Annotated in this window: 9 protein-coding genes and 5 tRNA genes; 6 read left to right on the forward strand and 8 right to left on the reverse strand. The window is 74.8% G+C overall.

Annotated features, from left to right (window positions below; genetic code table 11):
- The first annotated feature begins 245 nt into the window (after positions 1-245).
- The 5 genes from AQJ58_RS15145 to AQJ58_RS15165 all read left to right on the forward strand — a co-directional run bounded on the left by AQJ58_RS15145 (position 246) and on the right by AQJ58_RS15165 (position 723).
- Positions 246-318, forward strand: a tRNA-Gly gene (locus tag AQJ58_RS15145).
- A gap of 37 nt (positions 319-355) precedes the next feature.
- Positions 356-429, forward strand: a tRNA-Cys gene (locus tag AQJ58_RS15150).
- Between the two features lies 1 nt (position 430).
- Positions 431-502 (forward strand) — tRNA-Val (locus AQJ58_RS15155).
- Between the two features lie 34 nt (positions 503-536).
- Positions 537-608: transfer RNA gene (locus AQJ58_RS15160), tRNA-Val, on the forward strand.
- Between the two features lie 43 nt (positions 609-651).
- Positions 652-723, forward strand: a tRNA-Val gene (locus tag AQJ58_RS15165).
- A gap of 71 nt (positions 724-794) precedes the next feature.
- Here the strand turns inward: AQJ58_RS15165 and AQJ58_RS15170 are convergent.
- The 4 genes from AQJ58_RS15170 to AQJ58_RS44410 all read right to left on the reverse strand — a co-directional run bounded on the left by AQJ58_RS15170 (position 795) and on the right by AQJ58_RS44410 (position 3356).
- A complete protein-coding gene (locus AQJ58_RS15170; RefSeq protein WP_079078934.1) occupies positions 795-1103 on the reverse strand; it encodes a TFIIB-type zinc ribbon-containing protein in 309 nt (102 codons plus the stop codon).
- Positions 1104-1199: 96 nt separating this feature from the next.
- Positions 1200-2132 (reverse strand): phosphotransferase family protein, encoded by a 933-nt coding sequence (locus tag AQJ58_RS15175; protein WP_067250163.1) that lies wholly within the window; start codon positions 2130-2132, stop codon positions 1200-1202.
- Between the two features lie 653 nt (positions 2133-2785).
- Positions 2786-2965, reverse strand: a complete 180-nt coding sequence (locus AQJ58_RS15180; protein ID WP_067250166.1) for a hypothetical protein — start codon at positions 2963-2965, stop codon at positions 2786-2788.
- 115 nt (positions 2966-3080) lie between these two features.
- Entirely contained in the window at positions 3081-3356 is a 276-nt protein-coding gene (locus AQJ58_RS44410; RefSeq protein WP_079078936.1) for a hypothetical protein, read from the reverse strand.
- A gap of 196 nt (positions 3357-3552) precedes the next feature.
- On the opposite strand from AQJ58_RS44410, the gene AQJ58_RS15185 reads away from it, so the two are divergent.
- Positions 3553-4989, forward strand: a complete 1437-nt coding sequence (locus tag AQJ58_RS15185; RefSeq protein WP_067250168.1) for a serine/threonine-protein kinase — start codon at positions 3553-3555, stop codon at positions 4987-4989.
- 87 nt (positions 4990-5076) lie between these two features.
- On the opposite strand, the gene AQJ58_RS15190 is transcribed toward AQJ58_RS15185, so the two are convergent.
- The 4 genes from AQJ58_RS15190 to cbiE form a co-directional block, all read right to left on the reverse strand.
- Complete coding sequence (locus AQJ58_RS15190) at positions 5077-5895, reverse strand: TrmH family RNA methyltransferase (protein ID WP_067250171.1); 819 nt, start codon at positions 5893-5895, stop codon at positions 5077-5079.
- Between the two features lie 106 nt (positions 5896-6001).
- A complete protein-coding gene (cobA, locus tag AQJ58_RS15195; RefSeq protein ID WP_067250174.1) occupies positions 6002-7228 on the reverse strand; it encodes a uroporphyrinogen-III C-methyltransferase in 1227 nt (408 codons plus the stop codon).
- Between the two features lie 225 nt (positions 7229-7453).
- Positions 7454-11845 (reverse strand): nicotinate-nucleotide--dimethylbenzimidazole phosphoribosyltransferase, encoded by a 4392-nt coding sequence (cobT, locus tag AQJ58_RS15200; RefSeq protein ID WP_067250178.1) that lies wholly within the window; start codon positions 11843-11845, stop codon positions 7454-7456.
- 367 nt (positions 11846-12212) lie between these two features.
- Positions 12213-13424 (reverse strand): precorrin-6y C5,15-methyltransferase (decarboxylating) subunit CbiE, encoded by a 1212-nt coding sequence (gene cbiE / locus AQJ58_RS15205; RefSeq protein ID WP_067250181.1) that lies wholly within the window; start codon positions 13422-13424, stop codon positions 12213-12215.
- Positions 13425-13455: the final 31 nt, after the last annotated feature.

Raw genomic sequence — 13455 nt, forward strand, 5'->3', positions numbered from 1 at the left:
GTGTCGAGTCTAGGTCGGGTGCCGACGGGGCGGTTCGGGGATGTCCCCGGCGGGGCCCTGAGCAGGTCCGCAGTACGACCCCGAGCAGGTCCGCGGTACGACGCGGGGCCGACCGGGACGTGTCCGGCGCGGGTCCGGGCGGGGCCGCAGGGGCGCACGCTGCACAAACGCGTTTTTGTACTGGCCCAGGAATCCGCTAGAGTTCAACTCGTCGCCGGGCCGCGAGAGCGGAACGGAACCGACAAGCGGACGTAGCTCAGTTGGTAGAGCGCAACCTTGCCAAGGTTGAGGTCGCGAGTTCGAGCCTCGTCGTCCGCTCGAAGGAAAGCGGGGACTCCCGGTCCCCGACACTCCTGGTGGAGTGGCCGAGAGGCGAGGCAACGGCCTGCAAAGCCGTCTACACGGGTTCAAATCCCGTCTCCACCTCCAAGGACGATTAGCTCAGCGGGAGAGCGCTTCCCTGACACGGAAGAGGTCACTGGTTCAATCCCAGTATCGTCCACTGGATCTTCGCCGCGAGGCAGTGGATCCGTCCCGCGCGATTAGCTCAGCGGGAGAGCGCTTCCCTGACACGGAAGAGGTCACTGGTTCAATCCCAGTATCGCGCACGCAGTGTTCGTGATCCGCTCCCCGGAGTGGTCGCGGTCCCGAGGACGATTAGCTCAGCGGGAGAGCGCTTCCCTGACACGGAAGAGGTCACTGGTTCAATCCCAGTATCGTCCACACACCGGCAAGCCCCCGTCCGTCTCGTACGGCCGGGGGCTTCGTCGTGTGCGCGGCGCCGGTGGTCCGGCTCAGCTGGAGAACAGCATGTGGCCGAAGCTCTTGTGGCGGTGGTGGCCGCCGTGGTGCCCACCGCCGTGGCCGCCATGACCGCCGTGGCCGCCGTACGGGGCGCCCCAGGCCGGAGCGGGCGGCGCGGGCGGGTACGCCTGCGGGGCCGGCGGCGGGGGTGCCGGCTGGGTCCACTGGGACTCCAGACGGGTCAGGGCCTCCAGCTCGCCGTAGTCGAGGAAGATCCCCCGGCAGTTGGCGCACTGTTCGATCTGCACACCATTGCGGTTGTACGTCTGCATCTGTCCGTGACACTTGGGGCACTGCATGATTCGGCTCAACTCCTCGCCGGTCGGTCCTGTTTCACGTCCCGCCAGGACAGACTCTGTCCGGCTGGGGTCGGTTGCACCCTACTTCGCGGAGCTTCACGGCAACTGCGGAGGTACCGAACCCATTCGGGCACACGCGTCGACGAGCGACTTCTCGACCTCGTCCAGCGGCCGGCCCTCGGCCGCGGCCTTCGTCACCGCGCGGGCGGCTGTCTGGACCGTGAGGGCGCGGGCGGGGACGTCGAGCGCGGGCCACGGGTCGCCGGCCGCCGGGACCGCCGGGCCCCGGGCCGTGCGGTACGCGCGCAGGAAACGGGTCCACTCCTCGGGCGGCAGCAGGCCGCAGGCGTACCAGGCCGCGGGGCGGGCGAGGTCCCAGGCGGGGACTCCCCCGCCCAGGTCGTCCACGTCGATCAGGCGCCAGGGGCCGTCGGGCGCGGGATGGCGGACGAGTTGGCCGAGGTGGAGGTCGCCGTGGCAGAGGGTGGCGGTGTCGGGCAGGGGGGCCTCGGCACGGGCCCAGGCGGGGAGGGTGGACCAGGCGCGCAGGACCGGGGCGAGGGCGGCGGCGGGCGGGGCGGCCGCCCGGAGGCGGGCCACGGCCTGGGCGGCCTTGACCGGGCCCCGCATCGGGGGGAGGCCGGGCGGGGCGGGGCTGCGGTGGAGACGGGCCAGCAGGGTGGCGGCCTCCTCCCAGGGGGCGGAGTCGGGGTCGTCGGGGTCCACGGGGCTGCCGTAGGGCCAGAAGGTGACGAGGCGGCCGTGCAGGGGGACGGGCGTCGGGGTGAGGGGCGGGAGGAGAAGGGCCGGGTGCCGGGCGGCCAGGGCCAGACGCGGGGCGAGATCGGCGGCGAGAGTGGCGGGGGCGTGCGCCTTCGCGACGGTGTCCGCGTGACGTACGACGGTGGCGTCGGGGCGGTCGGCGAGGGTGGCGTCGGGGCAGGGGCAGCGGTGGGGATGCGGGGAGCCCGGGTGCGCCGTGGCCCTGGCCCGGCTGGTGAGGGCGGCGAGCAAGGGGGTGGCGGTCACGGGGCTCCCTGGGCAGCATGGGGCTTTCGGGTGAGGGTAGCCATCGGGGCGCATCCGGTGGGGTCCCCTCCCCCGGTGCCCCCGCGGCTCGGCGGGGCGCCGGATGCCGGCCAGGTGCCGAAGGAGCCGTCGATGCGCAGGGCCACCGTGCGGCGGGCGCGCCGGGAGCGGGATCCGGCCGGGCTGGAGGGCGAACGGCGTGCGTGCTCGGCCGGGCAGCGCAGGGACTCCGGGAAGCGGACCGGCAGGGTGCTGCCGAGCACCCCAGGCCGAGCCGCGGGGGCGCCGGGGAAGGGGCGTCGGAGCGCATCCGGCGGGGCTGGAGGGCGAACGGCGTGCGTGCTCGGCCGGGCAGCGCAGGGACTCCGGGAAGCGGACCGGCAGGGTGCTGCCGAGCACCCCAGGCCGAGCCGCGGGGGCGCCGGGGAAGGGGCGTCGGAGCGCATCCGGCGGGGTCCCCCCGACGGTGTCACCCGGTCGCGTCCCCGGCGGTGTCCGGGCAGAGCAATGCCGGCGGTGTCCGGGCAGAGCAATGCCGGCGCAGCTCCCCAGCTGCGCCGGCATCTTGTGCCGTCCGCCGCACCCCCGTCCCCACGGGGTTTCATGGATGGATGTCCCCGCCCGGACCGCTCTTCCGGGCCTGGGGTCGCCGCTCAGCGCCCCAGCATCACACCCACGGACGACGCCTGTGTGGCCACCGTCTCCCAGCCGTCGAACACGACGAGGAGCAGGGCCGCCAGGGGAAGGGCCATCAGCGTCGCCACCAGCGGGTGGCGGCGGCCCGTACGGCGCGTGCGGGTGCGAAACTGCGTGCGCGGTGCCGTGTGGGCCATGGTCCCTCTCCTGACCGTCTTGGTCGTTCTGGCAGCGGCGGGTGTCTGACCTCGGGGGACGAGTGCTGCACCCGCCGCTTGACCTCAAATCTAGGTGTGCGGCGGGCGGAGCACGTCATGCCCTCGTACCGATTGCCGGGCCTCCCGGAGGATGAGCCACGAGGTGGGGAGTACTCCCCTGGTTGGAGACCGGGTCCCAGGTCTCGGGGTCTTCCCGGAGGGGGTGCCCGCTGCGGGCCGGTTTCTCCCCTGTGTCCGTGACTTCGCTCACTTCCACCGCCCCTCGGCGGACCGCCGTCTCCCCCCTGCGGCCCGCCCGTCCGGCTACCACCCGGTAGGTGCGCACCGCGTCCGCGGCGCCCACCGCCCGCTCCCTCCCGTCCCCCTTCACTGATCCAATCACCCTTCCCCGACCGGTGGTTGAGGTCACAGCGCGGCCAAGAGGCGCCTGTTCCCAGGCTCTCTGACCCTTCCTCATGTCACCCGCCCGGCGCGGACAATCGATCGGGACCGGAGGGCGCGGCCTCTGCGCGCGAACGGCCGTGGAAACGTAAGCTGTGCCACGTCACACGGACCGGGCAGCGGGGATGAACATGGCGATGATGCGCCTGAGGCGCGAGGACCCGCGCGTCGTCGGCTCGTTCAGGCTTCACCGACGGCTCGGTGCGGGCGGAATGGGCGTCGTCTACCTGGGCTCCGACAAGAAGGGGCAGCGCGTCGCCCTGAAGGTGATCCGGCCCGATCTGGCGGAGGACCAGGAGTTCCGGTCGCGGTTCGCGCGTGAGGTGTCGGCCGCGCGGCGGATCCGGGGCGGCTGCACGGCCCGTCTGGTCGCCGCCGATCTCGACGCCGATCGGCCGTGGTTCGCCACCCAGTACGTTCCCGGGCCCTCCCTCCACGACAAGGTCAACGACGAGGGGCCGGTCCCGGCCGCCGAGCTGGCGGCGATCGGGGCCGCGCTGTCGGAGGGGCTCGTCGCCGTCCACGAGGCCGGGGTCGTCCACCGGGACCTCAAGCCGTCCAACATCCTGCTGTCCCCCAAGGGCCCCCGCATCATCGACTTCGGCATCGCGTGGGCGACCGGGGCCTCGACCCTCACCCATGTCGGTACGGCCGTCGGCTCGCCCGGCTTCCTCGCGCCCGAGCAGGTGCGGGGGGCCGCCGTCACGCCGGCCACGGACGTCTTCTCGCTCGGTGCCACCCTCGCCTACGCCTCCACGGCCGACTCCCCCTTCGGGCACGGCAGTTCCGAGGTGATGCTCTACCGCGTGGTGCACGAGGAGCCCCAGCTGCACGGCGTGGCCGACGCGCTGGCCCCGCTGATCCGGGCCTGTCTGGCCAAGGACCCCGAGGAACGGCCCAGCACCCTCGATCTCTCGCTGCGGCTGAAGGAGATCGCCGCCCGCGAGGCTCAGGGGACGGGCGACGCCCGGCCGCCCGTGCCGAGAGCGGCGGAGGCGGACCGGCCCACCGGCCGGCTCAGCCACTCCAGCTATCCGGAGCGGACCCTGCGTCAGCCGGGCCCGTCCGGCACCGGGACCGGCGCCGGACAAGGGCCGGGGCACGGCACGGGATCCGGGACCGGGGGTGGGGGCGGCACTCCTGCGCCTCGGGGTGGAGCACCCTCCCGGGGGTCGGCCCCCTCTCGGGGTGGAGCCCCGTCCCGGGGCGGCAGCGCCTCTCGCGGCGGCGGCGCCCCATCGTCACGCTCCGGGAGCCGTCCCGTACCCGCCTCGCGCGGCGGCCGTCCCGCCGGCAGCGGCAGCCGGCCCGCTCCGCGCAGTGGGGCCGGACGGCCCGGGCCGAGGAACACGGGTACCGGGCGCCGGCCCGCCAATCCGCGACTGCTGCGCCAGCGGCTGTTCGTCTTCGTGGTCGTGACACTGCTGGTCGCGTTGGGCATCGCCGTCGTCCAGGGCTGCGAGGGGGCCGCCCGCGGCCTCGGCGGCGGGGACGGCGTCGTACGACAGCAGCCACCGCACGCGCAGGGGTACGTTTCCGCTCCCCGGGGCGACGCGGACTAGGGGCGTGGGGAAGGCGAGAGGGAGTGCCCGGCGCCGTGGGTGCGGTGCGGGACTGTCCGAGACACCCCCTGGCGGACCGGCGGCCCCTCAGACGCGCGGGCGGCCCGTCGCCACGGCGTAGAAGGCGACCGCCGCCGCCGCGCCCACGTTGAGGGAGTCGACGCCGTGCGACATGGGGATGCGGACCCATTCGTCGGCGGCGACCAGGGCCTGGGTGGACAGGCCGTCCCCCTCGGCGCCCAGCATCAGGGCCACCCTGTCCATCCGGTGCGGGGCGGCCTCGTCGAGGGAGCGCGCCTTCTCGTCCGGGGTGAGGGCGAGGAGGGTGAAGCCGGCCTCGCGTACCGACTCCAGGCCCTTGGGCCAGGTGTCGAGCCGGGCGTACGGGACGGAGAACACCGCCCCCATCGAGACCTTCACACTGCGGCGGTAGAGGGGGTCGGCGCAGTCCGGGGAGAGCAGGACCGCGTCCATGCCGAGGGCCGCGGCGGAGCGGAAGATCGCACCGATGTTCGTGTGGTCGTTGACCGATTCCATGATCACGACCCGGCGGGCGGTCTGCAGGAGTTCGGCGGCCGTCGGGAGCGGCTTGCGCTGCATGGAGGCGAGGGCGCCCCGGTGCACGTGATAGCCGGTGACGCGTTCGGCGAGCTCCGGGCTGACGGCGTAGACCGGGGCCGGGAGCTCGTCGATGACATCGCGCATGACGTCCACCCACTTGGCGGAGAGCAGCATCGAGCGCATCTCGTACCCGGCATCCTTGGCCCGTCTGATGACCTTCTCGCCCTCCGCGATGAACAGGCCCTCGGCGGGCTCGCGCTTGCGGCGCAGCTCGACGTCGGTCAGGCCGGTGTAGTCGCGCAGGCGCGGGTCGTCGGGGTCGTCAACGGTGATGAGATCGGCCACAGGGTGATACTGCCTTGTCCTGGGTGTCGTGCCAACGGCTGTGAACGAGTTGTGTTACCCAGGGTTACGCCAAGCTCGGTCGGGGGCGGCCCGGGGTCCGGGGTGACTAGGCGCGCGGGCCCACGGCGACCACCTCGCCGATCACGACGACCGCGGGCGGCTTGACCTCCTGGGTCCGCACCGTCTCGGCCACCGTCGCCAGGGTCGCGTCGACGCGGCGCTGGGCGGCGGTCGTGCCCTCCTGGACCAGGGCCACGGGCGTGTCGGCCGGCTTGCCGTGCGCGACCAGTGTCTCGGCGATCCGCCCGATCTTGTCGATGCCCATGAGGATGACGAGGGTGCCGGTGAGCTTGGCCAGGGACGCCCAGTCGACGAGGGAACGCTCGTCGTCGGGGGCCACATGACCGCTGACGACGGTGAACTCGTGGGCCACGCCGCGGTGGGTGACCGGGATGCCGGCCGCGCCCGGGACGGAGATGGAGCTGGAGATGCCGGGGACGACCGTGCAGGGGATGCCCGCCTCGGCGAGCGCCTGGAGTTCCTCCATGCCGCGGCCGAACACATAAGGGTCCCCGCCCTTGAGGCGTACCACCGACTTGCCCTGCTTCGCGTGCTCGATCAGCGCGTTGTTGATGGCCTCCTGGGCCATGTAACGGCCGTACGGGATCTTCGCCGCGTCGATCACCTCGACGTGCGGGGGGAGTTCGGCGAGGAGGTCGCGCGGGCCGAGGCGGTCGGCGATGACGACATCGGCCTCGGCGAGGAGGCGGCGGCCGCGGACCGTGATCAGGTCGGGGTCGCCGGGGCCGCCGCCGACGAGGGCGACGCCGGGGGTGCGGGTGCGGTGGTGGGGGGCGACGAGCGTGCCGTCGCGCAGGCCCGCCACGACGGCGTCCCGGATGGCGGCGGTGTGACGGGGGTCGCGGCCCTTGGCGTCGGTCGTGAGGACGGCGACGGTGACGCCCTCGCTGGTGCCGGTGGCCGGGGTCCAGGCGGTCGCCCGGTCGGCGTCGTCGGAGCGGACGCACCACACGCGGTGGCGCTCCGCTTCGGCCGAGGCGTGGGTGTTGGCCTCGTGGTCGTCGGTGGCGATCAGCGCGTACCAGGCGTCCGCGAGGTCGCCTTCGGCGTACGGGCGCCTGTGCCAGGTGAGTTCGCCGGCGTCCGCCATCGCCTCCACGGAGGGGGTCGCCTCGGGGGACACGAGGTGGATGTCCGCGCCCGCCGCGATGAGAGCGGGGAGGCGGCGCTGGGCGACCTGCCCGGCGCCGAGGACGACGACCCTGCGGCCGGTGAGGCGGAGGCCTACGGGGTAGGCGGGGTGTTCGGCCATGAGGGTGCGGCTCCTCCGGGGCTTGGCGGTTGCCCTGACGTGCAGATTTTAAGCGGGCGGGGTTTCGGCGGCTGAGGTGTCCGGTGACTGGGCAGCGTGGGCACCACCGCGGCGCGCTGTCAGGTGCCCGTCGGGCACCTCACCTCACCTCACCTCACCTCAGCTCACCTCGGCTCAGCTCAGCAAGAAAGCACCCGGAACCGTCGTCCCGGGTGCTCCTCGCTCCTACTTCTCGGTGACTCCCGCCGAGTCGAAGGTCGCCACCTCGTGCATGGCCCGGGCCGTGCTCTGGACCAGGGGAAGGGCCAGGAGGGCGCCGGTGCCCTCGCCGAGACGGAGGTCCAGGTCGACCAGCGGGCGCAGGCCCAGCTTGTTCAGGGCGGCCACATGGCCCGGCTCCGCGCTGCGATGGCCCGCGATGCAGGCCGCGAGGACCTCGGGGGCGATCGCGCGGGCGACCAGGGCGGCCGCGCCGGCGCTGACGCCGTCCAGGATCACCGGTGTCCGCAGGGACGCGCCGCCGAGCAGGAGACCGACCATCGCCGCGTGCTCGAAACCGCCGATCGCGGCGAGGACGCCGATCGGGTCGGCCGGGTCCGGCTGGTGGAGTTCGAGGGCACGGCGGACCACCTCGGTCTTGCGGGCGAGGGTCTCGTCGTTGATGCCGGTGCCGCGGCCGGTGACCTCGGAGGGGTCCGCGCCGGTGAAGACGGAGATCAGCGCCGCCGAGGCGGTCGTGTTGGCGATGCCCATCTCACCTGTCAGCAGGGCCTTGTTGCCGGCCGCCACCAGGTCGCGGGCCGTCTCGATGCCCACCTCGATGGCCCGCTTGGCCTCCTCGCGGGTCATCGCGGGGCCCGTGGTCATGTCGGACGTGCCGGCACGCACCTTGCGGGGCAGGAGGCCGGGGGTCGCCGGGAGGTCGGTGGCCACACCGACGTCCACGACGCAGACCTCCGCGCCCACCTGGCTCGCGAAGGCGTTGCAGACCGCTCCCCCGCCGAGGAAGTTGGCGACCATCTGGGCCGTCACCTCCTGGGGCCAGGGGGTGACGCCCTGGGCGTGGACGCCGTGGTCGCCCGCGAAGATCGCGACGGCCGCGGGCTCCGGGATCGGCGGCGGGCACTGCCGGGACAGCCCCGACAGCTGGGCGGAGATGATCTCCAGCATGCCGAGCGCCCCGGCGGGTTTGGTCATCCGCTTCTGCCGCTCCCAGGCTTCGCCGAGCGCCTTGGCGTCCAGCGGGCGGACGCTGGCGACGGTCTCGCCGAGCAGATCGTGCGGGTCCTCGCCGGGCAGCGCGCGACGGCCGTACGTCTCCTCGTGCACGACCCAGGAGAGCGGGCGGCGCTTGGCCCAGCCGGCCTGCATCAGCTCGGGCTCGGACGGGAACTCGTCGACGTAGCCGACGCAGAGGTAGGCGACCACTTCGAGGTGCTCGGGCAGACCGAGGGCGCGGACCATCTCGCGCTCGTCGAAGAAGCTGACCCAGCCGACGCCGAGGCCCTCGGCGCGCGCCGCGAGCCAGAGGTTCTCCACCGCGAGCGCGGAGGAGTACGGCGCCATCTGTGGCTGGGTGTGCCGGCCCAGGGTGTGCCGGCCGCCGCGTGTCGGGTCGGCGGTGACCACGATGTTCACCGGGGTCTCGAGGATGGCCTCGATCTTCAGTTCCTTGAACTGCTTGGCCCGGCCCTTGGGGAGGGACTTGGCGTAGGCGTCGCGCTGACGCATCGCCAGTTCGTGCATCGCGCGCCGCGTGTCGGCGGAGCGGATGACGACGAAGTCCCAGGGCTGCGAGTGGCCGACGGAGGGCGCGGTGTGGGCGGCCTCCAGGACGCGCAGGAGCACTTCGTGCGGGATGGGGTCGCCGCGGAAGCCGTTGCGGATGTCGCGGCGCTCGCGCATGACCTTCAGGACGGCCTCGCGCTCGGCGTCGTCGTACGCGGGCGCGGCGGGGCCGGTGGACTCTCTGGCTTCTTCCACGGTGGCCGGGCTCTCTTCCTGGTCGGCGGCCCTGGTTTCCAGGTCCTCCGGGCTCTGCGCGACCTCGGGGTCGGGGTCGGCCTGCGCGTCGGCCGGGGGCTCCGGGTCCGGGGTCACCGGGGCGGGAGCGGGGTCGGCCGCGCGGGGGGCGGGGACGGTGGGAACGGGAGCGGCGGGCTGCTCGGGAGTCACGGCGACGGGGGGCACCTCCGCCGGTGCCCCGGCGGGCTGCCGGTCCTCCGTGAGGACGGGCGCGGCCTGCGGCGGGACCGGGGCGAGGAGCGGAGCCGTCGGCACGGTGCCCTCGACCGGTGCGCACGTGCCCGCGGGCTGCTCCGGCTGCGGGGCGGGGTGCGCGGGGGCCGCCTGGGACTCCGCGGGGGCCTCTGCGGGGGCCTCCGCCGGGGTCGCCGCGACGGCCACGGCGGCCGGGGTCTCCTGTTCCCGGGCCTGTGCGGGGGCCGTGGCGTCCGGGAGCTGAGACGCGGTGTCCGACTGATGGGCGACGGCAGGGGCGAGCGGAGACTCGGGGGCGGCTTCCGTCTGCTCCGCGGCCGCTTCCTGCGGTTCCGGCTGTGAGGCGGGCTGCAGTTCCGGCTGCGACTCAGGCTGCGCGTTCGGGGCCGGCGCGGTGGCCTCCTCCGCCTGCTCGGGGGCCGTCTCCATCTGCTCGGGGACCGTCTCCACCTCCTCGGGGGCCGTCTCCACCTCCTCGGGGGCCGTCTCCACCTGCTCGTCGGCGGGCTGGACCTCTGCGACGGGCTCGGGCTGCGGCTGCGGTGCCTCGGGGGTGGGGGGCAGGCTCACGGCGGGCTCGACCGGCTCCGCGGGCTGCGCCGCCTCGGCCTCGGCGGGCGCGGTGGGGGCGGCGGGCGCGGTGAGTGCCTCGACGGGCTGGGAGGCGGCGGGCGTCACGCCGGCTTCGGCGGGCTGCGCCGCCTCGGCGGGAGCCTCGGTGGCCGGGGAGTCCTGCTCCACCACTGGGGCTTCTTCCTGCACCGGCTCGACCGGAACGGAGGCCTCGACCGGAACCGGGGCATCGGCCGCAGCCGGGGCCTCTGCCGGTTCGGGAGCCTGGACCACGGTCTCGGCGGCCTCGGCGACCTGCGCCTCGACCGGGGCGGGGACCCCTTCCGGCCCCGTGGGCGCGTCCGGAACCGGCCCCTCGGACACCGTCCCGACGGTCTCGGCCTCGGGTGCGGGTGCTTCGGCCGGCTGCGCCGTCTCGACGGGGCTCGCCTCCTCCGCCTCCTCCGCCTCGGGCTCGGGCTCGGGCGCCGCGGGCGTCTCGTCCAGCTCGGGCGCGGTCACCTCCGCGACCTCGGCAACTTCGACCACTTCGGCGCCGGTGGCTTCCGCGACCTCCGCGACCTCCGCGATCTCCGCGACCTCCGCGATCTCCGCGACGTCGGATACGGCCTCTTCCGGAGCCTGTACGGCCTCCGTCACGGTCTCCGTCACGGCCTCGGCAACGGTCGCGGCAACGCCCTCGCTGGTGGCCTCGGCAACAACCTCGCTCACCGCCGCGACCTGCTCCGCCTCGGCAGCCGGGGCCGCCTCGGACACGCTCGCCTCGGGTGCCTGCGGCTCCGGCGCAGCCTGGACCGCCGCCTCGGCGACCTCCGCCGCGACCGCCGTCTCGCTGGCCGCAGGCACCTGCACCTGCACCTGCACCTCGGCCGGAACCGCTTCCGCGACGGCGGGCGCGGGCGGCTCGGGGGCGGGCGTCGCCTCGACGGGCGGCGCGGCCACCGGCTCGGCCGGCCCCGTCTCCACCACCTCGTCGGCGACATCCTGCTCGCCCTCGGCGATCAGCGCGGCGCCGAGCAGCTGGCCGGGGTCGACGACCCCGGACGCGGTCGGGGAGAACGGGCCGGGCTCGGCCGGTGCCGCCGGGGCGGGCATCCGCACCGCATCCGCGGTCGCGGCACCGGGAACCTGTGCCGCGGGGGGCGGGGGCGCGACGTCGCCTGCGCCGCCGCCGTTTCCGCCGTACGCGGCCTCGGCCTGGAGTGCACCCTGCGCGGCGATCGCCTCGGTGGCCACGCGCGCCACGACGGCGTCGGCGACTCCGAGCACCGCGGGTTCCGGGGCCGCGACAGGAGCGGCGGCATGAGCGGGAGAAGGGGCCTGGGTCGCGGCTCCCCAGGGCGCGGCCCCCTGCGGGGGCGTCTCGCGCAGGGGCGGGACGTCCAGGTACTCGGAGCCGGTGGCGGGCTGGGCCGGCTGGCGCACGGGGGCGCCGGCCGGGCCGCGGTCGGCGAGGGAGCGGACGGGGCTGGCGGAGGCGTCGGGGATGGGCGGGCCCAGGTGGAGGGGCCGGCGCGGGGCCGGCTGCGGGGGCGCGGCGGGGCTGGGCAGCCGTACGCCACCGAGGTCGACCGAGCCGCTGTCGCGGCCGGAGAGCTCGTGCGGGCCGGGCTCGTGGACCGTCTCGACGACCGGCTCGGGCGCCGGCGGCGCCACCTCGTTGCCCCAGGCGCTCTGGGCGCCCGGCAGCAGCAACAGGTCTTCGTCCTCGGCGGTGGTCTCGGAGAGGTAGGTGTACGCGCCGTGCGCGGAGGCGCCCGGCTGTTCCACCGTGCCTGCGTTCTCCGGCAGCCCCTCGCCCGGGACCTGGCCGGTGTCGGTCATGCGTACCCCTCGCCCATCGGTTTAGTGCTCCTGCGACCAGCTCACCCGGAACGGCGCACCGGTTGCCCCGTAGTGAAGAACGAGCGTCCGTGCCCAGCGGCACGAACGACCGCCCGAAAAAGCGACAAAGCCATTCAGTGGCATTGTCCCGGCCGTCGTCGCCTCGCGACAGGTCGATCTCCGTCGCTCCGCTGTGGACTGCGCCACGTTGCGCGCCCTCCGGTTCTGCCGTACCACGGCTCACCCCAAAAGGGATGCGTTTTCCGGACATTGACCGACGAACAGCCGGGCGAACGGAAGCGGTACGACGATCGTTCAGCCTACCGCGAGCGGTACGACAACAGGATCACGGGGAGCGCGAATCGGGTCACGTCCGGCGGTCCGGAAGAACCCCGCTGAGCAGGAACGCGACGCTCCGTTCGGTCTCCGTCCAGCGCCGCGTGTCGAGTTGGACGGACTGCACGAGCGCGCACTCGACGAGGTAGCCGTGCTCGGTGAGGTCGCGGCCGACGCGTTCGGCGGCGTCGCGGGTCGCCGCGTGGGTCACGATGCGCTGCGGGCGGCGGTCGGCGACGGCCGAGACCACGGCCGCTCCCCCGCCGCCGACCCGGACGACGTCCGGCTCGGGCAGGTTCTCCAGGACGTGCGGGGCGGTGCCGCGGACGATCTGGAGCTGGACGCCGTGGCGGCGGGCGGCGGCGTCGGTACGGGCGCAGGCGTGCAGGTCGCGGTCGACGGCGAGGACGGCCGCGCCGGCCCGCGCGGCCTCGGTGGCGAAGGCTCCGCTGCCGCAGCCGATGTCCCAGACGAGGTCGCCGACGCGGGGTCCGAGCCGGGCGAGTTGGGCCGCGCGCAGCAGGTCCGACTCGCCCTCGCCGAGGTCGCCGCCGTAGGCCTCGGCGGGCAGGGCCCAGCCGCGCGGTCCGGCGGCCGGGTCGCGTCCGGCGAGCCAGCCGCCGCCGTCGCCGACGGTCACCGGGCCGCCGAGGACGATGACGACGTTGGGATCGCGCCAGGTGTGGTCGACGGCCTTGTCGGAGGAGAGGACGCTGACCCGCTCGCGGTCGGTGCCGAGTTCCTCGCAGACCACGAAGGTGCGGTGCACGCCCTCCAGGAGCAGACCGAGCTCGGCGGGGCCGGCGCCGGGCGAGGTGAGGACGGCGACCTTGGTGTGGGCGCGGCAGACGTTGACGGCGCGGCGCAGGGTGCGCCGGTGGGCGACGACGACCTCGGCGTCGTCCCAGGGCATGCCGGCGCGGGCGAAGGCGGTGGCGACGGAGGAAACGGCCGGGACGACCTCGACCTCCAGGCCGAACTCGGGTGCGCGCAGGGTGCGTACGACGCCGAAGAAGCCCGGGTCCCCGTCGGCGAGGACGACCGCGGTGCCCCGGTGGCCGGCGATCCGGCGCGCGGCGAGGGACACGCTGCCCAGGCGGATGCGTTCGGCGGCGGGCGGGACCGCGGGCAGCTCCAGGTGGTGGGCGGCGCCGGCCACGAGCGTGGCGGCGCCGAGTGCCGAGCGGGCCGCTGCGGTCAGCGGCGAGCCGTCCCAGCCGATCACGGTGACGCGGTCGGCCATCGTCCTCAGTCTCCCGGGGGTTCGCGCAGGC

This window comes from Streptomyces sp. DSM 15324 (assembly GCF_001514285.1).
Classification (GTDB): domain Bacteria; phylum Actinomycetota; class Actinomycetes; order Streptomycetales; family Streptomycetaceae; genus Streptomyces.